Annotated in this window: 23 protein-coding genes; 1 reads left to right on the top strand and 22 read right to left on the bottom strand. The window is 48.3% G+C overall.

Annotated elements, in window-relative coordinates:
• Positions 1-249: 249 nt before the first annotated feature.
• The 19 genes from spoIVA to ABEW73_RS11455 form a co-directional block, all read right to left on the bottom strand.
• A complete protein-coding gene (gene spoIVA, locus ABEW73_RS11365; RefSeq protein ID WP_071223935.1) occupies positions 250-1,728 on the bottom strand; it encodes a stage IV sporulation protein A in 1,479 nt (492 codons plus the stop codon).
• A 604-nt stretch (positions 1,729-2,332) separates the two neighbouring features.
• Positions 2,333-3,085: a hypothetical protein gene (locus tag ABEW73_RS11370; RefSeq protein ID WP_430171243.1), complete on the bottom strand. Its 753-nt coding sequence runs from the start codon at positions 3,083-3,085 to the stop codon at positions 2,333-2,335.
• Between the two features lie 24 nt (positions 3,086-3,109).
• Positions 3,110-3,469, bottom strand: a complete 360-nt coding sequence (locus ABEW73_RS11375; protein ID WP_430170586.1) for a 2Fe-2S iron-sulfur cluster-binding protein — start codon at positions 3,467-3,469, stop codon at positions 3,110-3,112.
• 69 nt (positions 3,470-3,538) lie between these two features.
• A complete protein-coding gene (locus ABEW73_RS11380; RefSeq protein ID WP_430170587.1) occupies positions 3,539-4,123 on the bottom strand; it encodes a hypothetical protein in 585 nt (194 codons plus the stop codon).
• 42 nt (positions 4,124-4,165) lie between these two features.
• Entirely contained in the window at positions 4,166-4,345 is a 180-nt protein-coding gene (locus ABEW73_RS11385; protein WP_006209457.1) for a DUF2768 family protein, read from the bottom strand.
• A 142-nt stretch (positions 4,346-4,487) separates the two neighbouring features.
• Positions 4,488-4,763 (bottom strand): stage VI sporulation protein F, encoded by a 276-nt coding sequence (locus ABEW73_RS11390; protein WP_006209456.1) that lies wholly within the window; start codon positions 4,761-4,763, stop codon positions 4,488-4,490.
• A 63-nt stretch (positions 4,764-4,826) separates the two neighbouring features.
• Entirely contained in the window at positions 4,827-5,867 is a 1,041-nt protein-coding gene (locus ABEW73_RS11395) for an NAD(P)H-dependent glycerol-3-phosphate dehydrogenase (RefSeq protein WP_430170589.1), read from the bottom strand.
• Complete coding sequence (plsY, locus tag ABEW73_RS11400; RefSeq protein ID WP_430170591.1) at positions 5,860-6,486, bottom strand: glycerol-3-phosphate 1-O-acyltransferase PlsY; 627 nt, start codon at positions 6,484-6,486, stop codon at positions 5,860-5,862. The genes ABEW73_RS11395 and plsY overlap by 8 nt, the downstream gene beginning before the upstream one ends.
• An 11-nt stretch (positions 6,487-6,497) precedes the next feature.
• Complete coding sequence (gene der, locus ABEW73_RS11405; RefSeq protein WP_098743011.1) at positions 6,498-7,820, bottom strand: ribosome biogenesis GTPase Der; 1,323 nt, start codon at positions 7,818-7,820, stop codon at positions 6,498-6,500.
• A 211-nt stretch (positions 7,821-8,031) separates the two neighbouring features.
• Positions 8,032-9,249 carry a 30S ribosomal protein S1 gene (gene rpsA / locus ABEW73_RS11410; protein WP_076320953.1) on the bottom strand — a complete coding sequence of 406 codons (1,218 nt, stop codon included), beginning with the start codon at positions 9,247-9,249 and terminating at the stop codon, positions 8,032-8,034.
• A 120-nt stretch (positions 9,250-9,369) separates the two neighbouring features.
• A complete protein-coding gene (locus ABEW73_RS11415) occupies positions 9,370-9,960 on the bottom strand; it encodes a lysophospholipid acyltransferase family protein (protein WP_430170593.1) in 591 nt (196 codons plus the stop codon).
• Positions 9,961-9,981: 21 nt separating this feature from the next.
• Positions 9,982-10,662 (bottom strand): (d)CMP kinase, encoded by a 681-nt coding sequence (cmk, locus tag ABEW73_RS11420; protein WP_430170595.1) that lies wholly within the window; start codon positions 10,660-10,662, stop codon positions 9,982-9,984.
• A 176-nt stretch (positions 10,663-10,838) separates the two neighbouring features.
• Positions 10,839-11,126: a DUF5359 family protein gene (locus tag ABEW73_RS11425; RefSeq protein WP_430170597.1), complete on the bottom strand. Its 288-nt coding sequence runs from the start codon at positions 11,124-11,126 to the stop codon at positions 10,839-10,841.
• Between the two features lie 64 nt (positions 11,127-11,190).
• On the bottom strand, positions 11,191-11,844 hold the full coding sequence (locus tag ABEW73_RS11430) for a flagellar brake protein (RefSeq protein WP_430206386.1): 654 nt from the start codon (positions 11,842-11,844) through the stop codon (positions 11,191-11,193).
• Positions 11,845-12,051: 207 nt separating this feature from the next.
• Positions 12,052-13,401, bottom strand: a complete 1,350-nt coding sequence (ypeB, locus tag ABEW73_RS11435) for a germination protein YpeB (RefSeq protein WP_430170600.1) — start codon at positions 13,399-13,401, stop codon at positions 12,052-12,054.
• Between the two features lie 89 nt (positions 13,402-13,490).
• Positions 13,491-13,637, bottom strand: a complete 147-nt coding sequence (locus ABEW73_RS11440; RefSeq protein WP_009595221.1) for a hypothetical protein — start codon at positions 13,635-13,637, stop codon at positions 13,491-13,493.
• 73 nt (positions 13,638-13,710) lie between these two features.
• Entirely contained in the window at positions 13,711-14,406 is a 696-nt protein-coding gene (gene prsW, locus ABEW73_RS11445; RefSeq protein ID WP_430171244.1) for a glutamic-type intramembrane protease PrsW, read from the bottom strand.
• 57 nt (positions 14,407-14,463) lie between these two features.
• Complete coding sequence (locus ABEW73_RS11450) at positions 14,464-15,075, bottom strand: genetic competence negative regulator (RefSeq protein ID WP_430170602.1); 612 nt, start codon at positions 15,073-15,075, stop codon at positions 14,464-14,466.
• Between the two features lie 201 nt (positions 15,076-15,276).
• A complete protein-coding gene (locus ABEW73_RS11455) occupies positions 15,277-15,651 on the bottom strand; it encodes a hypothetical protein (protein ID WP_215155947.1) in 375 nt (124 codons plus the stop codon).
• A 93-nt stretch (positions 15,652-15,744) separates the two neighbouring features.
• On the opposite strand from ABEW73_RS11455, the gene ABEW73_RS11460 reads away from it, so the two are divergent.
• Positions 15,745-16,656, top strand: a complete 912-nt coding sequence (locus tag ABEW73_RS11460) for a polysaccharide deacetylase family protein (RefSeq protein ID WP_430170604.1) — start codon at positions 15,745-15,747, stop codon at positions 16,654-16,656.
• Positions 16,657-16,723: 67 nt separating this feature from the next.
• On the opposite strand, the gene ABEW73_RS11465 is transcribed toward ABEW73_RS11460, so the two are convergent.
• Genes ABEW73_RS11465 through ABEW73_RS11475 form a run of 3 tightly spaced genes read right to left on the bottom strand, consistent with a single transcriptional unit; the run spans position 16,724 to position 18,535 of the window.
• Positions 16,724-17,542: a metallophosphoesterase gene (locus ABEW73_RS11465; protein ID WP_430170606.1), complete on the bottom strand. Its 819-nt coding sequence runs from the start codon at positions 17,540-17,542 to the stop codon at positions 16,724-16,726.
• Positions 17,539-17,949 (bottom strand): hypothetical protein, encoded by a 411-nt coding sequence (locus tag ABEW73_RS11470; protein WP_430170607.1) that lies wholly within the window; start codon positions 17,947-17,949, stop codon positions 17,539-17,541. Before ABEW73_RS11470 ends, ABEW73_RS11465 begins: the two co-directional genes overlap by 4 nt.
• Position 17,950: 1 nt before the next feature.
• A complete protein-coding gene (locus ABEW73_RS11475; protein WP_215155955.1) occupies positions 17,951-18,535 on the bottom strand; it encodes a CPBP family intramembrane glutamic endopeptidase in 585 nt (194 codons plus the stop codon).
• Positions 18,536-18,696: the final 161 nt, after the last annotated feature.

An 18,696-nucleotide genomic window follows, 5' to 3' on the forward strand; every position in this document is an offset into this window, starting at 1 on the left:
CCCCAACAAGGAATGTGCTCCACTTGCTATTCACTGTTTCCGTTTTACCGCAAATTATACGTGCAATCGGGTATTTTACCCCTATCTCGCGTTTAGAATGCATGACGCGGAACAAATTTATAGTAATACAGCCATCTCATAATTTCAAGCGTTTTGCTCTGCCCAACCAAAGAAAACACGAAAAACAGCCGCTAATCGGGACTTTAGACCCGTTAGCGACTGCGTATTCAACACCTTATCGATACTCACTTAAAGAATGATCGCGATCAAACCGCCGGAACCTTCGTTGATGATCCGACCTAAAGTTTCTTGCAATTTATATCTCGCATTGTCAGGCATCATTGCGATTTTGCCTTGAATGCCTTCACGGACGATCGAGTGCAGCGAGCGTCCGAATATATCGGATTCCCAAATCTTGATCGGATCGTTCTCGAAATCCTGCATCAGATAGCGCACAAGCTCTTCGCTCTGCTTCTCTGTGCCGATAATCGGCGAGAACTCGGATTCCACATCGACTCGAATCATATGGATGGAAGGCGCGGTCGCTTTCAATCTTACCCCGAAGCGAGTGCCTTGACGGATAAGCTCAGGCTCATCCAGCGCCATCTCAGCCAGGGAAGGAGCAGCAATACCGTAACCTGTCGTTTTAACCATTTCAAGCGCTTCAGCGAAGCGGTCGTATTCCCGTTTGGCATGGGAGAACTCCTGCATCAGCTGCAGCAAATGATCTTTACCGCGAATCTCGACACCCACAACCTCCATCAAGATCCGGTCATACAGTTCGTCAGGTGCGAAGAGATCGATCTCGGCAACGCCCTGACCCATATTCATGCCGCTAAGTCCAGCATGGTTGATGAAGTCATACTCCATGAACTGGCTGACCACCCGATCCACGTCACGCAGACGGCGGATATCTTTCACGGTATCTCTGACCGAGTTCTCATAGTTGCTACGAAGCCAGTGGTTCTCGTTTAGCACCATAACCCAGCTAGGCAGATTGACGTTCACTTCATGCACTGGGAACTCATACAATACTTCACGAAGAACACCGGTTACATCATCTTCGGTCATCGTAGCTGCACTTAGTGTCATTACCGGAATGTCGTATTTCTCAGCCAGCTCATTGCGCAGTTGAAGCGCTTCTTCACTGCGTGGACGTGTCGAGTTAATGACCACTACGAATGGCTTGCCAACTTCCTTCAGTTCCTCGATGACGCGTTCCTCAGCCTCAACATAAGAGCTTCTCGGAATTTCCGCAATGCTTCCGTCTGTCGTGACGACAACGCCAAGTGTGGAGTGTTCCTGAATGACTTTGCGGGTTCCGATTTCTGCCGCTTCCTGGAACGGAATCGGCTCTTCGAACCATGGCGTCGAGATCATTCTCGGGCCATTCTCATCCTCATAGCCCTTAGCGCCTTCAACGGCATAGCCTACACAATCCACTAATCTGACGTTGACCTCAAGACCTTCCGTAACTTTGATCTGTACCGCATTGTTCGGCACAAATTTCGGCTCGGTTGTCATGATTGTTTTCCCTGCAGCACTTTGAGGCAGCTCATCGACAGCTCTTACTCGATCCGCCTCGTTCGTAATGTTCGGGAGAACAACCGTCTCCATAAACCGCTTGATGAAGGTTGATTTTCCCGTACGGACGGCACCGACAACACCTAAGTAAATGTCCCCTCCGGTCCGTTCGGCAATGTCCTTAAAAATGTCCACTTTTTCCAAAAGAGATCCCCTCCTCAAATTACTCCGAAGGAAAAATGCTTTAAGAGCATCCGCTTCGTGTTCCACTCATAGCCAAAGCCATTGCAACAGATGAGCAGCCTTTACAATGTCGCCAGCATCCCGCCGCCGGTATTCCATGAGTTTTGATGGAAACGGCAAAGCGGCGTAACTCGTACATGCATTTGGACTAGTAACATCATATGTACCGGGTTCAAAAATATGACGGTTGCCCCTTAAAGTCCGTCCAGTTTTTTTTAAGATATCGAACAGGCCTAAACCAACTAGACACTGCCATCGAATACCGTAAAGAAAACTACCGCTGGGGCGCGGTTTATCTTCATGCTGTGCGCCTTCAGACGTTTTCGTATGCCTCATGATGTGGGCAACCGGCTCTTGCCCGCACTACTCTTTCAGATTATGAATATGCGCGCACTTTAATAGATATTCCAAGAGATTCAACCATTTTCAAAAAAATCTATCGAAGAAGGGGCTCAAGGAAAAAATGAAGGCTCGCTTCATGGCTTTACGCATACTCATTCCTCAACCGATATGGGTCACCAAGCAGGGGCAACAAAAATACCCGCCGATAACGGCGGGTATAGGTTTAGGATAGCGGCTGAGCAACGGGCTGCCCATCCTTCCATGTATAAGGTACGGATTTTACAGGGACATAATAGGATTCCTGCTCCAGGAACACCCGTAAATCTTCTCCTTCTTTAGGATCGGAACCGTTCTTCTGGATCGCCTGCATAATATCAAAGGCATAATCGGCGTACACCGTTCCCTCTTCATCCATCATAAAGGCCATCTCCTGACCCGAGTATACACTCATCAATGTAATGGATTTGGCATCGGTCTTGGACAGGTCCACTGCCGTATACCCCGGGTAGAGGGCTTCTCCTGCAGGAAGGGCGTTGTCATGCGCCATTTTGTACAAATTCACGGCTCTCTGAACGTCATTCACCTTCTGGGCCGTGGTTAAATCCATAACCTTCACGGTTGGCTCGGTTTCCTCATTAATAATGAGAAAATATCCGCTGCCGCCCTTCTCAAATGCCGTATCCGGAATTTGGTCGATGTATCCCCGGTTCTTCAACTGATCCAGATCGACCCGGTATTTCTCATACCGCGGAATTTCCGGACCCGCTGTAATGATCGGCAAGATTCCCTGTTCTTTATAAAAATCATCTACAGCCGATTGTATCCGTTTGACACTTTCCCTATACGAAACCTTGTTCTCCTGCAATTTCTCGTCAGGATAAAGACATCCTGTCAGCAGCATCGGAAACAGCACCAGGATTAAGACTGCAGACGCCCGCTTCGAACGGCCTGCCGCTTGGGTCATCCAAGTGATCATACTCAACTAACATCATCCTTCGCTTTAAATAAAGTCATCGGACTCCCGGTTTCTCGCAGCTTCCAGCTGTTTGCGTATCGCAGCTTTGAGCGGATCCTCGGGAATTATTACCTTAATGTGATTCGTAATTCTCGTCTGGCAGGATAGCCGGTAACCTTGTTCAATCATCGATGTCCCCAGCTTCCTGATTTCCTTCGGCTCCGGAGCAGAGCAATGATTGCGTTCCTCGTTCGGAACGATGATCTTGCACATCAAACAACCGGCTTTGCCTCCGCAACGGGTAGGAATACGCACACCAGCCCGACGCGAGGCATCCAGAACATTCGTGTGCGGACGAACCTTGACCTTTTTCTGATCCGGCTGAAATAATACCTCGTAGTCCAACGGTAACGCGCTCCTTTTCTTATGTACACGTTCTACTAAGCTCCCTGGCCATTTTTCACAGCACTTCGGTTACAGTCCGGTTAATCGGTTCAAAACCATTCGATGCTCCCCATGCAGATGATTCCGGCTTAACAACTGCTGCAGTAGCGGCATATGGCGGTCCATATCCCGCCGGATCGCTTCCGCAATGGCGACGTATCGATCCGGTCTGTCTCGAAGCACATTAAACACCAGTTCATGGGATAACGGCATCAGGCGCACCGTGACGCCCTGTATATGACACTCTAGTGCTGCAGGATACAGCAAGTGATCGATCTCAACGCAGTAGGAGGACCCGTTTGAATTCACTTCAAATCCGCCTACCAGTTCAATCGGGACTTTCTCTATTTCATAGTGGCTCAGTATTGAGGAATATATCCCTTCCTGGTCTAAGTGGGGAGCATCCACGGCCATAGCAGCCAGCGACTCGTGCAAAGGCTGTACGCCCCCTGCATCGGCATATATATCGATATCTCTCGGTGGCTTCTCCAATGTTACATCCTGAAGAAGCAAGCTGCAGCTTCCACCGAGCAGCCAAGCCATAGGCGCCTGATTCAGCTTATGAATGGCGGTAGCTAACACATTCTCCAATTCCGGCAGATCATTCAGCGTCATGCTGCACCCCTTTTACCGTATCATCCCTGACGGCTTCCTTTGTTATATGATGGAGGCTAGTCCAATAATAAAACCAAAAATCATCATCATAAAGGCCACAAACGACAAAGTACCGCGCAGGAAACCCTTCGTCTTGCTTCGCGCAAGTGTAACCACGATGACGGACAGCGCCATAATCAATAATGCGACAAGGGACAGCCACATCTTTTGCATTGGATCCATGTCACGAAACTCTCCAATCTCTCATCAAATTATTCAACCTATTATATCACGAAAACGGTACCGCCTCACCCCAGGTTTGTCGAAAAAAAGAACAAAAGCCGCCGCCCAGCCGGACGTGGCTTTTGCTCATCATCGTTGTAACTTATTTGTTCATCATCATTTTCATCAGGGCTTCCATATTGCTTGGATTCATGCCGCTCTTCTTCACTGCTCCGACAATCTCTTGGATTGTATCCTCACTAACGGGTATGTTCGCCATGGAAGATACCTGTTTGATCAGCTGGCGGAGCTGGGCTTCATTTTGCATTGTAGACGGTTTAACCGTGCTAGCCAGCTTATTGACAGCCCCTGAAGAAATTTTCTTGCCGCTTTTCTTGTTAATCGCATTCAGTACATCTTTGTGAAAGCTTTTGCTCATTTCCACCCCTCCTCCGACATCCTCACAACAATATATGAGAGAGCCATCGGAATGGTGATTAAGCTAGGTGTGCCATTGCTCCCAAGTTTCAAGCGGCATCAATTCCATCTCGGTCTTGGGATCCCGGCCCATTAAAGCTTCTACAGCGGTACGGGGATTACGATCCTGGAAGAGCACATGGTACAGCTGATCGGCAATCGGCATCTGCACGCCATATTTCTCGGAAATGGCATGTGCAGCTTTGGTCGTCCGAATTCCTTCCACAACCATCCCCATGGAGCTCAGGACTTCGTCCAGCTTCTTGCCTTGGCCCAGCATAGAGCCTGCCCGCCAATTCCGGCTGTGCTGACTCGTAGCGGTAACCACAAGGTCCCCGATGCCGGCAAGCCCGGCAAACGTAAGCGGATTTGCCCCCATCTCCATACCGATTCGCAGTATTTCCGCCAATCCTCTAGTGATGAGCGCTGCCTTGGCATTATCTCCAAAGCCCAATCCATCGGACATCCCGGCACCTAGTGCAATAATATTCTTCAAGGCCCCGGCCAGCTCAACACCAATCATATCCCGATTCGTGTACACTCTGAAATATGTGTTCATAAACAAATCCTGAGCGGCTACAGCCGCCTCGGCATCCAAAGACGCCACAACGACCGTTGTCGGGCAGCGTCTGACCACTTCCTCCGCGTGGCTGGGTCCTGATAATACCACCACGCGGCCTTCCTCACAGCCAAGCTCCTCGGATATGACGGTGGACATCCGCTTTAAAGATTCAATTTCGAATCCTTTGGTCGCATGAATCACCAGCATGTCCTCGGTCCAAAACTGCTTCAGTTGCCCCGTCACTTCCCGCATCGCGGACGAAGGTGCAACGATAACCACAGCAGCAGCCGACGTGACAGCCTCTTTCATATCGGTTGTAGCGCGGATATTCGGTGATAACTCCACCCCGGGTAAATAACGGTTGTTGGTATGCGACTCGTTGATTTCACGAGTCTGTTCCTCTGTTCTTGTCCAGACGACAACATCCAGATGATTCGAAGCGAGAACACTCGCCAAAGCGGTTCCCCAACTGCCTGCCACCAGAACAGCGACTTTGTCAGACAACGCGCTTCCCTCCTTTGCCCTTTCCTTTTCCGGAACCCAGCTTATTTTCACGCCCCTGCACAAGCTTCACGATGTTCGAGCGATGCCGCCAGAAGGCGAATACACATATGATGAAGCTCGTCCAAAAGATTGGCCACGAATAATCCGCGATCAATAGAAAAACAGGGGTAAGTACTACAAAAATAAGGGAACCCAAAGATACATAACGGGTAAAAACAATGGATAGAATTGCGATAATGCCTGCTATAACCGCTGGTACAAAGCAAAGCGTAGCAAGCACACCAATGGCGGTTGCAATCCCTTTGCCGCCTCGAAAGCGGAAGTATAGAGGCCAATTATGACCGATAATGGCCGCAATACCGCACAATCCCGGCAGCCACGCATTGTCCCCCCCGAGCCATCGTCCGATCCAAACCGCAGCGATGCCCTTAATTACATCCAAGACCAATACAAGTATGGCAGGTCCCTTTCCCAGGACGCGAAGGGTATTGGTTGCCCCGGCGTTGCCGCTGCCATGCTGACGAATGTCAATCCCTTTCAGGATCTTGGCAAGCAGTACGCTAAAGCTTACCGAACCGAGTAAATAACACACTACTATCGCTACGATCTCCAAAATCAAACTATTCTCCCCTAACTCTCATCAGACTTTCTTCGAGTAAATATCCTGATGGGTGTACCTTCAAAGTCAAACGCGGCCCGAATCTTGTTCTCAAGGTAACGCTCATATGAGAAGTGCATCAATTCGGGATCGTTGACAAATACGACCATGGTCGGCGGCTTAACCGCAACCTGTGTTGAGTAGTTAATACGCAATCTTCTTCCCTTATCCGTTGGAGGCGGATTGATGGCAATCGCATCGGATATGACATCGTTAAGGAGATGTGTCTGTATGCGAAGTGAATGCTGATCCGCCACATGCTTAACGACAGGGAGCAGCTTTTGCAAGCGCTGCTTCGTTTTGGCCGACAAGAACACAACCGGCGCATAGGTCATGAACAAGAAATGATCCCGTATCTTTTTCTCGAACTGCTGCATCGTCTTGTCATCTTTCTCGACCATATCCCATTTGTTCACAACGAACAAAGATGCTTTACCGGCCTCATAGGCGTAACCGGCAATATGCTTGTCCTGTTCGATGATGCCTTCTTCCCCGTTAATGAGGACGAGAACAACATCCGCGCGCTCGATGGCGCGCATCGCACGCATGACGCTGTATTTCTCCGTGGTCTCATAGACTTTCCCGCGTTTACGCATACCAGCCGTATCGATGAGCACATACCGCTGCCCATCCTTCTCGAACGGCGTGTCGATCGCATCGCGTGTAGTGCCGGCAACGTCACTGACAATGACACGCTCTTCTCCCAAAATGGCATTAACCAGGGAGGATTTGCCCACATTCGGTCTGCCAATCAGGGCAACTCGAATAACATCCTCGTCATATCCGTCGTCTTCCAGCTCAGGCAGATTCTCAACCACAACGTCCAGCAGGTCGCCGATCCCTGTGCCGTGACTGCCCGATATTCCGACAGGATCGCCAAATCCGAGGGAATAGAACTCATAGATATCATCAACGCGCTTCAAATTATCCACTTTGTTTACGCTTAGAATGACAGGTTTACCCGAACGGAACAGAATCTGTGCAACTTCCTCGTCCGATTGGGTAACCCCTGTCTTTGCATCGCACATAAATACGATGACGTCCGCTTCTTCAATTGCAAGCTCGGCCTGCATGCGTATGGATTTCAATATCATGTCATCGCCATCGATTTCAATACCGCCGGTATCTATGACGCTGAACGCTTTACCATTCCATTCGGCACTACCGTAAATCCGGTCACGGGTAATACCCGGTTTATCTTCAACGATGGCTAATCTGTCGCCAATCAATCGGTTAAATATGGTCGATTTACCGACGTTAGGCCGTCCAACGATAGCCACTACGGGTCTTGCCATAGTCACTCCTCCTGTCAATTCTTACGATTATCATCATAGCAAAAAACGTTACAATTGGCTAACCTTTCATCTTTATTTCTATTATGCTCTACCCCATGTTACAACATCCGCAAACGTTCGTCCCCTAAAAAAACAAATGGCGAACCCAGATTTCTGGATTCGCCGACTTCGTTATGATAGGTCAATAGACCGAACAAAACTGTTCCCGGGCTTACTTGAATTTGCTCAGCTTATCGCCGAAACGCTCTCCAAGCGTAACGCTCATGCCTTGATTGTTCAAAGAAACGTTCGGGTTGTCTTTCAGGTCGATTTTAGGACCTTTGGACGGTTTTTCAGCGCGTGGAGCTTGAGCTGGCGCTTCTTCCGTTTCTTTGATGCTCAGGCTGATACGTTGCTCAGAAGTGTTGATATCAAGCACTTTAACCTGAACTTCTTGGCCTTCTTTCAATACTTCTTGCGGTGTACCGATATGCTTGTGGGAGATTTGGGAGATATGAACCAAACCTTCAACACCTGGTGCCAGTTCAACGAAAGCTCCGAAATTAACCAAACGTTTAACAACGCCTGTTACGATGTCGCCCGTGTTGAATTGCTCGCCAGCTGTTTCCCAAGGACCAGGAGCGGCTGCTTTGATACTGAGGCTGATTTTTCCTTTTTCAGGATCCACTTTCAGTACCTTCACACGCACTTGATCACCTTCGGACAATACATCAGCAGGCTTGTCGACGTGGCTCCAAGCGATCTCGGATACGTGAACCAATCCGTCTACGCCGCCAACATCAACAAATGCGCCGAATTGCGTAAGGCGTTGTACTGTACCTTCCAGCACTTGGCCATCTTGAAGCTCGGACATCACTTTTTGTTTGTTAGCTTCGAACTCTTCTTCCAGAACATCCTTCTGGGATAGGATCACTTTGTTGTTCTCGCGGTCCAGTTCCTTCACTTTCACGCGAAGCGTGCGGCCCTTGTAGTCGCTGAAGTCTTCAACGAAATGACGCTCTACCATGGATGCAGGAATAAATCCGCGTGCACCAACATCGGCTACGAGTCCGCCTTTAACCACGTCAGCCACCGTTACTTCGAATACGTCCTGATCCGCAAAATGCTTCTCAAGCTCTTCCCATGAATTCTCGGTGTCGATCGCGCGCTTGGAAAGAACCAGGCTTTCCTTGTCGTCGTTAATGCTAACGACTTTGCACTCTACCTCTTGGCCAACCTGAACCGCATCAGATGCATTATCAAGTTGTACAGAAGACAGTTCGCGAACAGGAATTACGCCGTCATATTTATATCCAATGCTTACATAAGCTTGGTTGTCCTCCAGTTTGACGATCGTCCCTTTCACGGTGTCCCCTTTTTTCAAGGATACGATTTGGTCCAGCTGCTCTTGGTTTTCAGCAGCCTCTTGATTTCTTGTTTCTTCCGACATGTCAAATAACCTCCTCAATTCAAACCCCATTTATTTAAACTCGCATTGGCGAAGTTCAAAACATAATTGCTGTAGTATCTTTCCAATCTTCCCATGCTTTTTATGCATGAAGCGAATAAATCAGTTCACGGTTGGTTTGCCGCTTGCGCGCATTTCGTGAATCTTGGCCATGATCAACTCGGTTGCCGCATCCAGAGCTTCCGGTGACTTGTCACCTTCAAACCGGGATAGATCCACGGGTGCACCATAGATGATCTTCACTTTGCGAAAAAGCTTGTAATCTCCAATGATAGCAGCCGGTATGACCGTCGCCCCGCTGCGGAGAGCGAAGCTTGCCGCACCCCGTTTGGCCGCTGTTGAATCGGAATTACGCGTACCCTCAGGGAAAATGCCCATGATCTCACCCGTACGCAATATCGTGAGCGCGGTTTTGATCGAATCTTTACTTACTCCGCCGCGTTTGACCGGAAATGCTCCAAGCTGACGAACCAGCCATCCGAACACCGGAATCTTGAACAGTTCCGCTTTGGCCATGAACTTAACTTGGCGCTTGACGTGAATGCCGACAGATATCGGATCTCGAATGCTAATATGATTGCTGCAGATTAGCACGCCGCCTTCCGAAGGTATGTTATGTACGCCGACAGATTCGAATCTGTAAAGAATAGCGAACAATCCGCGAACCACCGCTCTGCAAAAAATATAAATCATGCCGATTTCTCCCCATCCCACTTAAGTTTCGCAATATGAAAGAATTGCTTCCACAACCTGGTTGATATCCATATGTGTCGTATCCAGTATGATGGCATCCTCTGCGCATCGGAGCGGCGACACTTCACGTTCCTGGTCAAGCCTGTCACGTTCTGCGATATCTCTTTCCAGTTGTTCCAGCGATATGCCTTCATCACTCAACTCATTGAAGCGGCGGAGAGCACGTTCCTTGACACTGGCCGTCATGAAAATCTTCACCTCGGCATCCGGCAAAACCGTTGTGCCGATGTCACGTCCATCCATGACAACGCCCTTGTCTTGTGCCATTTGCTGCTGTAAACGGACAAGCTTTATCCGCAAACCCTCGATTCGTGCATATTGGGATACCACTGCACTAACCTGATGTGAGCGAATATATGGTGTGACGTCTTCCCCGTTCAGCCAGACCATTTGACCATGTTCATGCGGTTTTAATTCAATCACCATGTTTTGTGCATGTTGAAGCACTACTTCGGGATTTTCTGGAGAAATCCCTTGGTTCAGCATGAACCAGGTGACTGCCCTGTACATGGCTCCGGTATCCACGTAGATGTAATGCAGCCTGCTGGCTACCATACGCGCTACGGTGCTTTTACCCGCGCCTGCCGGACCGTCGATGGCAATATTAATTCTGTCGCGATAACCTGTCCCCTGCGTAACCAACGGGGCATTCCTCCTCAAACATATACCTCGAAATCGAAAGGGCTTACCATCCGTTACGGACGGGATCACCGTTTCTCTAGTGAAAACTTATAAGAGAGCGCGAATGAAACAAAGGCGCAATCTTATATTTCAAGAAAAAAGCAGGCGCCCGCCTGCGACGTGAAAATTATACCACACTAGCTAGAGTGATGCAAAAGAGAAGGGGTGTTTTCCCCCATCCAATCGTTTACATTTGGCTCGTTAACGGGAACACCCTCCATCTGCTGAATGGGCGAAATATAGGGCCGGCTAGGCTCATAATGTAATAGCAGCTGGGTGATCACAAGCGCAAGCACCAACCAGATCAGCAGCTTAAGCAGCATTACTCCATATCGGTCATGCAGAGCTTGTCCCTTCTCCTCATGCTTAACTTCCAGTCTTGTTTTTTCAAGCAGACGGTCTTGATCGTTTACTACTTTTGACATGGCAGACAGCCCCTCCGGGACAAAATTTTCGGATAGTGTGCCACCGGCATGTCCTTTTTATGCATTAACGATTGCGAAAATCAAACTGTCTCTCAAAACAATAACGAATCAGTTTCTGGCGCTCCATATCCGCGATCTGACTAAACTTCAGCATCACGATGCTTCGATTGGTAGGCAGTTCCTTCACCCTCACAACCTCGCCTTCAAACGGAACATGCTCCACGGATCCGTTCTTAAACGGGATGAGTATCCAGCATGTCAGTATACTCCCTTCCGCAATCATATGATCCGGCTGCAGATAGAAGGATACGCCGCCGCCGCCGACATCATCGGTTTTGGCTAAAAACTGAGTGCCGTCTTTGGTCATGACTGCTACCTCGAGCTCGGCTTGCACCCTTAGGAAACTTCTTCTCTGTACCTTCGTAATTTGATCCTGCTCCGGCTTCTTGATGCGAACCAGACGGATAATATCCTCATGGTGACTCAGGACGTAGGAATTGAAGAAATTCTTGACTCCGCCTTCCGTTAAAAAATAAGCGGACAGCTCGTCCCCGATGTACAGCTTTTTCAGCTTGCCCGTTCCTTCCTGCAGCGGAACCTCCATATACATCGATTCGTCATCCATGTCGGAGATGCGGGATTTATATACAATACTGGCTTCCTTCTCATCCCCTGTATCCAACTGGATATAGAGGACATCGTTAATCTTTGGATACAATGCGCTCACCCACTAATTCATCATAATCATTATTTTCCATTATATCATGGGATGCCACGGCCCATAGGACAAAATCTTCAAATTAAGGTCGAATCCTGTCTATCCTTAGGAAACATGGGACCATCCCCGCTCTTTCAGCTCCTTCATCCAAGAAAAAAGCCGATTCAGGATATCTCCTGAACCGGCTTGAATCACGCAATACTTTAATTATTTAATTCCTGCCTGTGCATCCTTCACGACCTCAACCGTTTCCTCAAGGCCGGTATCCGAATTAATGTAAATTCGGTATTGGGACCCGTTGATTCGCCCGCCAAACTCATAACACAGAACATCCTCGGAGCGGTCGTTTTTGATTAAGGCTTTACGGTGGTAGAGCACTTTGAACTCAGGATTCAAGGCTTTCCCCGCCTCGGCAAGACTAAGTTTCGGCTGCGGGATTTCTCGCTTGATCTGATGCTCGTACACAAAGTCGCTGGCCTGGAATCCAATAACATTCCCATTGTCCAGCGCAGAACGAACGGTAATTTTTTCAGGGTAAATCAGCACGCCGTCCTCTTCACAGACAAAGGAGAAGTTGGCTAGGTTGTCATATTGGTCCGCCGAAACAACCGTCATGTCGGAATAGCCTTTTTTCGTCAGGAATTGTTGGGCTTTGTCGATTGCAGCTTGAACGGACACTTTCTTCGCGCCAACATTCCGCTCATCCGTATAGGAGATCAACTGGCCGCCTTTTTCGGTAAAGTCCATGCTGAGCATATGGCCCTTCGGATGTTGTACCTTCGCCGTGTAAGATACCCACTCGGTGCCACTGCCGTTCTTCGTCACTTGTACTTTGGCGTTATTACCCACATCCGAGAACTTCAGCGCTTTACGCTTCACATCCGCTTCCGATATCGGCATACCTGCCAATTGCTTCACAGATCGGCGGTCATAAATGCTGCTTACCGACGGTCCCCAGTCAAGCTCAGGGTAGGACTCCACCTTTTTATCCACCGTTTTAAAACCGTCAATAATGGAATTGTCCTGGACTTTATTCGTTGCCAGAGCCACCTCTACATCCATCCAGCGCAAACTGTTTGCGATAACTTTATTCTGCACATGCTGCAAATCCTTCGTGATTTCGCCGGAGTTGGCGTACAAGGATTTCAACGTTTTGACTTCACCCTCGCTGAGCGGCTCCTTCGTTAAATCACGTACACCTGTTTTGTAAGCAAAATTCGAAATTCGGGAAAGGAACTCTTCAGTCTTGTTGAAAGGAAGGAGCGTAAGCGGCAGCTGGCTAATCTCATTCTGAGCCTGGCTTGTTAGGCGCCATACATTCATCAAGCCCTTCCGGTGCATCCCTTGGGAGGTAGAGCTTACCGCAAGCGTATTGCCGAGCTCCGTATGAATCCTGTCCATATTGTAAGACAAGTCATGGAACGCCCGTTGGTATTGGTTCTCCGCATTAATCAATATGGCGTTTTTTTCTTTATTCTCTTGATAACCCCATACCAGAGCCCCAATCAATAAAATTGTGGCCACAGGAAACAGAATAGCGCTTAATCGTTTGTACATGATGCGATAGTCTCCTTTCTTCTACTCACTGCCGTTAGTTTGACTAGAAGAAAGAAGTCTTATGCATATCTGTATAATTCCTTCATCCCTTAGAAATCTTCCTCAATATCGAAGTGATCGCGATTGTTACACAGACACTGCTTAAATCCGGTTTCGATCCGACCCTGCTCCTTTTTTCCCCGCAGCACAAAACGTTCACCGCAATCCTTGCAAAGAATTTTCACTTTTACACGCAAAAAAAGACACCTCCCTTTCTATGATTCCCTGGCTGTCAGCCGAGGTCTATAGAAAGAAGTGTGCCCTGATTTGTTAAGTGTTAACCTCTTCCTCCCGCTTGATGAAACGAAAAGGAGAACGGTTGTTAGCTCTAGAGATTTTGCCCATGCCGCCATACCACAGCAGCACCATAAGCGGTACGATGAACCACACCCATGTGTGGGTCAGCAGATTCAGAATCAGGTCGTACAGACCATGCCACATCCAAGGCAGGAACAAGGATAGAACGAGAAAAAATCTTCTGCGTTTTCCTTCCGTGAACCTCGCATGTCCCATGTAGTATCCCATGATGACGCCAAACATCGCATGCCCCGAAACGGGCAGCAGGGCTCGCAAGAACATCGGACCAAAGGCTGCCTGGCTGTACCAGGCGTAAAGCAAATTCTCTACTGTAGCAAATCCCAGCGATATCGCCACTGCATAAAGGATGCCGTCATAAGGCTCGTCAAATTCCGTATGGTTAAAAATAACATGGTACATCACGAACCATTTCAGAAATTCCTCAACGCCCGCCGAAACGAACAATGAGTTGACTACCGGATTGTCGCCAAGCCATAGTATCATTCCCCGCTGCAAAATCATAACCGGGAAAACGACCAGAACCCCTAGCATAAACACCTTGATCACCATGTGCAGGGGCTCTTGATCATACCTATCTTTCAGGTAAAAATACGTGAGCAATGCGAGTCCCGGCGCCAAAGCTGACGCAATTACCGAGAACACCAGCACTAAAATTCCCCTTCCGTTAGTTGCGGGCCTGAAGTCCGGCACGCACGCCCACCTTGATTAACGCTGACGCTGGAAGTGTGTACAGATAACCTCAACTGCTTGCTGAGGCATGACTTTCTTCCCGTATTCCTCCAGCATAGCCTCCGTTACTGAGGAGGATTCACCGAATTCAGCCAGCATCGCAATCACCGCCGGCAGCTTCTCGCTATCCAATTCCTCAGGATCGAAGTACAAAAACCATCTATCCATATAGTGATAGAGCTTACCCGCTCCGCCTACAAGGTCCTTCAACATATGCGATGCTTCAATGAGCACTTCAAAATCTTGAAAAACATAGACGATATTATCACTTTGATCCAGCGTTACTTCCATTTCATAAATCTCGTCCGGCATATCTTCTTCGGACAAGCCGCCGAAATGATGATCGTATTTCCCTCTCGTCACAATAACCACCATGCCCTGGGCAGGCAGTGCAAACACCTCAACGGCAAGAGGTCCGGTGGCATCAAATCCGAGTTCACTGTATGCCTGATCCATCATCTCCGTAAACAGGTCATAAACTTTCGGTATTTCCTGCCACATCTCTTCCTTCTGGATCCCTCGCTCACTCAGATCGTCAAACGTGAGGAAAATCCGTATCTTATCTTGACTCAAACGCTCTATTTTCATGACAGGATCCTCCTTACGTAAACAAAAGTTTATAACAAATTATGATGTCTGGATTATGACGTGATAAAAATGGTTTTATATAATTGATTTTATCATTTAATAACCACAAATGCACGCAAATATGTAGCTGAAGAAAAAAGAATCATTCACAAGGATTCATGTGGCCGCTCCCCGTGAATGATTCAAAATGGTTCATGCCGTTTACAAACCCGGTATGACGGTGTGGGTCTCTTTCAAAATCTGTTCGACTTCGTTCTTGACATCAGGGTTGTTCCGGATGAAATCCTTGACTTGTTTCAGGTTGGCAGCCTTCGAATGAGTCGATGTCTGTACCCCTGCAGTTCCATTGGAATGAGTGGAATCATGTCGGCCTGAACTGGGAGACACGCTTTCTTGGCTCGAACCAGAATACTTCTGGCTCTTAGTGCCCTGAATTTTACTCATCGCAGTATTTGCAAATCGGCCAAGATTTGCATCTTTCATCATCGAGGAGAAGAGCCTGCTGTTATTACGGGAAATGATTCGGCATGCAACGGCACCGATAATGACACCATATAGAAATGACGAAGTCTTCACACATGATACCTCCTTCTATGATAAACTCGAGATTATTGTTCTCGCACCGTCAGGAACTCATGCTACATAAATACAGGAAAGTGAGATGGAATCATGGTTAGAAAACGAACAGTACTTCTGCTGGCTTGCTGCCTTATGCTCAGCGCATGCGGCAACAACGGAATGGATCAGAAGCAAAGCACAGCCACGGAAGTCGGTAATGACAGAGCAACGCAGCAGAATGGAACCTCAGGAGCGGTGTCCACTCCGAAAGAAGGTGCCGAGAAGCCGACCGAAACAGACAAGCCTGAAGCCGAGCCTGACGTGGATAAATCCGCGGACCCATCAGATGAATCCGTCAAGAGTCCCGATGCCGAGGCACCGGTTGAACCGAAGTACCACATGAATAAGGTGTATCGCATCGTTCCCAATGATAAGTCCGTCCCCGAAAAAGTAGTGCTGCTCACATTTGATGACGGCCCCAAGGATGAAACCATGATCAACCAAATGATCGACACGCTGGATAAACATAATGCCAAGGCGATTTTCTTCGTCAATGGATACCGTGCAAAGGCGCATCCAGAGCTGTTGAAACTGATCCATGACCGCGGTCAAATCATTGGGAATCATTCCTGGGATCATATCGACCTGAAAAAAGAAACCAAACAGACAGTGAAGAAACAGATCGGGGATGTGCAGCAAATCGTCAAGGAAGCGACCGGAACGGAACCGAAGTTTTTCCGTCCTCCGTTCGGCTCCGGCGGAGATACTGTCAAGGAAGTTGCCCTGAATCATAACCTGCTGTTCATGACCTGGTCCAACGGTTCGCTGGATTGGGAAAGCAAAAATAAAAACAAACCCGATGCCGTAGTCAGCAATGTGCTGGAACAGCTTCACCCTGGCAGCAACATTCTGATGCATGAGCTTCCGTGGACCGTAGAGGCCCTCGATACCATGCTGACCAAGCTTGAAGCCAAAGGGTATGGCTTCGTGGATCCGCAATTCATCGAACCTAAAATAAGGTAATCCGAAAATAAGATAATCCGAGAAAACACAAAAACCTTAATTCTGCCGTCATCATCTGGCGATCGAATTAAGGTTTTTTGCGTAATGTAATCACATGATATTCTGCTGGACATTGCAAGCGCAGCGGGATATGGGAAGTACCGAATCCCCGGCTGATCAGCATCCTGGAAGAATGTTCGGTTTCGCCCGCCTTTCTCGGCAGCGTATACCACCCGGATTTAAACTTCTTGTAGAAGCGCGTCAATCGAACGGCTCCAGCAATTGGCAGTACAATCTGTCCCCCATGGGTATGTCCTGCCAGCACGAGATCCCCATGCACCGCTTCCTTGTCTTTGACCCATATTGGATCATGCACCAGAATAATGTGATACTGGTCTTCGGCTGCATTCCCCCGAAATTTGGTGTACGGGTGCTTCCGGCTTGCCGGCTGCCTTACCCCGCTGAGAACCATAAGCTCATTACTGCGCTTTAACGTAACAGTCTTGTCATTCAGCAGAGTAACGCCGCTCTCTCGCAATACTTTACGGACGGCGTCCTTGCCTGCATTCAAATCATGATTCCCCAAGACTGCATACACGGGTGCGATACGGACCAGCACCGACATATTATGCCTCATCCGCTGAAGGGGCACTCCTCTTTCCGTAATATCTCCTCCAAGCAGTACGCAATCCACCGATGATAGATTGGATAATAACTTCATTTCTGATAATTGTCTGCGATGTATATCGGTGATGAACAATATCCGAAACCCGTCAAACGAGTGAGGGATACGTTCGGATACCACTTCTTCTTCACGCACCCGATAACCCCTGGCTTCAGCCCTCATCCAGCCGATAGCGCCTGCACCGAGTGCCGCAGCACCTGCTATCCACATCAACACACTCATAATAACTCCTTTATCAATTCCTTTAATGGAGGCGCTCCGATAAGTCCCCACCACAGAAGACCTACCATTAACAATATGAAAATGACGATCAATGAGTTCACAAACCATTTGCTCATTCTTACGCGATACGATGAATATGTATTCGTTCGTTTAGGAGCAGACGCTTCTTCCTCTGCTTGACGCGGGCGGGACCGGGTCGATCTGGAACGGCTCAATCCATCCCCTGTACTGCTGCTCTGGGGCTTTCGTGCCACGGAGCTTGTGAAGGGTGGCGATTTAGATCGACTCCTTGTTTCTTCTGCTTGTCGCGATTTCGCTGCCGCTCTTTTTTCTGATTGAGCCGTTGACTTGTTTTTGCGGCTTTTATTTCGGTTCTGATGTCGCTGCATTCTGCTAAGTTCGTTCATGTTACTCTTTCCTCCGAAACCGAATCAACATTCCTGATATGAAATCAATCAGAAAATGGCACAGGATGGGCGCCCAAATGGTACCCGTTTGAATATAGACGTACCCCAGACCGTAACTGCTCAAGAAAACCCACCCGGTTGGAAGCCAATGTTTTAAATATCTGACATGAATAAGTGCGAACAAGATACTTGTCCAATACGGTCCGAACGCATGCTGGATGGCTCCTCGAAACAATAACTCCTCGCAGATGGATACGATCAGAGCTATAACAAAAATATGCCAAACCGGCCTTTTCCGGAACAACATTTCATTGATTCCGCCATCGTCCATACTATCCTCTGACACAAACCGGGATAATACAAAGTCCACGACCAGCATTGCTCCTGCAAGTCCGAGCCCCCAATAAACAAACTCGATATCCTTCGGAATGACAAAGAGCCCAAAGGGATTCCTCTGCTGAAACAGGATCCAGATCAAACCTGCAATTAGCGTCAATGCTTGGGTAAGATACAGATTAATAAGCAGCAGCCGATCATTTAATTGATGGGCCTCAATTCGTTTTACGCGTATTTTAAATTTTTTCATAGAAGATGGGCCTGTCTTTCATCTTGATTTTTAAAGATTATTTTCGTGGACAACCATAGTAATATCAGAATAATTCAATCATAGGCGGGCATATGCATCATAGCAAATTAACGGCATGACATTCAAGGCTAACCCTTGTTTCTTCCCCTACTATAAGGCCT

Source organism: Paenibacillus lautus (genome assembly GCF_050482385.1).
GTDB lineage: Bacteria > Bacillota > Bacilli > Paenibacillales > Paenibacillaceae > Paenibacillus_AQ > Paenibacillus_AQ lautus_B.

Excerpts from the sequence above, each read along its gene's own strand:
- ABEW73_RS11450 (WP_430170602.1), bottom strand. The coding sequence starts at position 15,075 with ATGAAAATAGAGCGTTTGAGTCAAGATAAGATACGGATTTTCCTCACG.
- ABEW73_RS11470 (WP_430170607.1), bottom strand. The coding sequence starts at position 17,949 with ATGAACGAACTTAGCAGAATGCAGCGACATCAGAACCGAAATAAAAGC.
- ABEW73_RS11380 (WP_430170587.1), bottom strand. The coding sequence starts at position 4,123 with ATGACGCTGAATGATCTGCCGGAATTGGAGAATGTGTTAGCTACCGCC.
- ABEW73_RS11425 (WP_430170597.1), bottom strand. The coding sequence starts at position 11,126 with ATGTCAAAAGTAGTAAACGATCAAGACCGTCTGCTTGAAAAAACAAGA.
- ABEW73_RS11475 (WP_215155955.1), bottom strand. The coding sequence starts at position 18,535 with ATGAAAAAATTTAAAATACGCGTAAAACGAATTGAGGCCCATCAATTA.
- ABEW73_RS11415 (WP_430170593.1), bottom strand. The coding sequence starts at position 9,960 with ATGATTTATATTTTTTGCAGAGCGGTGGTTCGCGGATTGTTCGCTATT.
- ABEW73_RS11465 (WP_430170606.1), bottom strand. The coding sequence starts at position 17,542 with ATGAGTGTGTTGATGTGGATAGCAGGTGCTGCGGCACTCGGTGCAGGC.
- ypeB (WP_430170600.1), bottom strand. The coding sequence starts at position 13,401 with ATGTACAAACGATTAAGCGCTATTCTGTTTCCTGTGGCCACAATTTTA.
- ABEW73_RS11385 (WP_006209457.1), bottom strand. The coding sequence starts at position 4,345 with ATGGATCCAATGCAAAAGATGTGGCTGTCCCTTGTCGCATTATTGATT.
- rpsA (WP_076320953.1), bottom strand. The coding sequence starts at position 9,249 with ATGTCGGAAGAAACAAGAAATCAAGAGGCTGCTGAAAACCAAGAGCAG.
- ABEW73_RS11460 (WP_430170604.1), top strand. The coding sequence starts at position 15,745 with ATGGTTAGAAAACGAACAGTACTTCTGCTGGCTTGCTGCCTTATGCTC.
- ABEW73_RS11370 (WP_430171243.1), bottom strand. The coding sequence starts at position 3,085 with ATGATCACTTGGATGACCCAAGCGGCAGGCCGTTCGAAGCGGGCGTCT.
- der (WP_098743011.1), bottom strand. The coding sequence starts at position 7,820 with ATGGCAAGACCCGTAGTGGCTATCGTTGGACGGCCTAACGTCGGTAAA.
- ABEW73_RS11390 (WP_006209456.1), bottom strand. The coding sequence starts at position 4,763 with ATGAGCAAAAGCTTTCACAAAGATGTACTGAATGCGATTAACAAGAAA.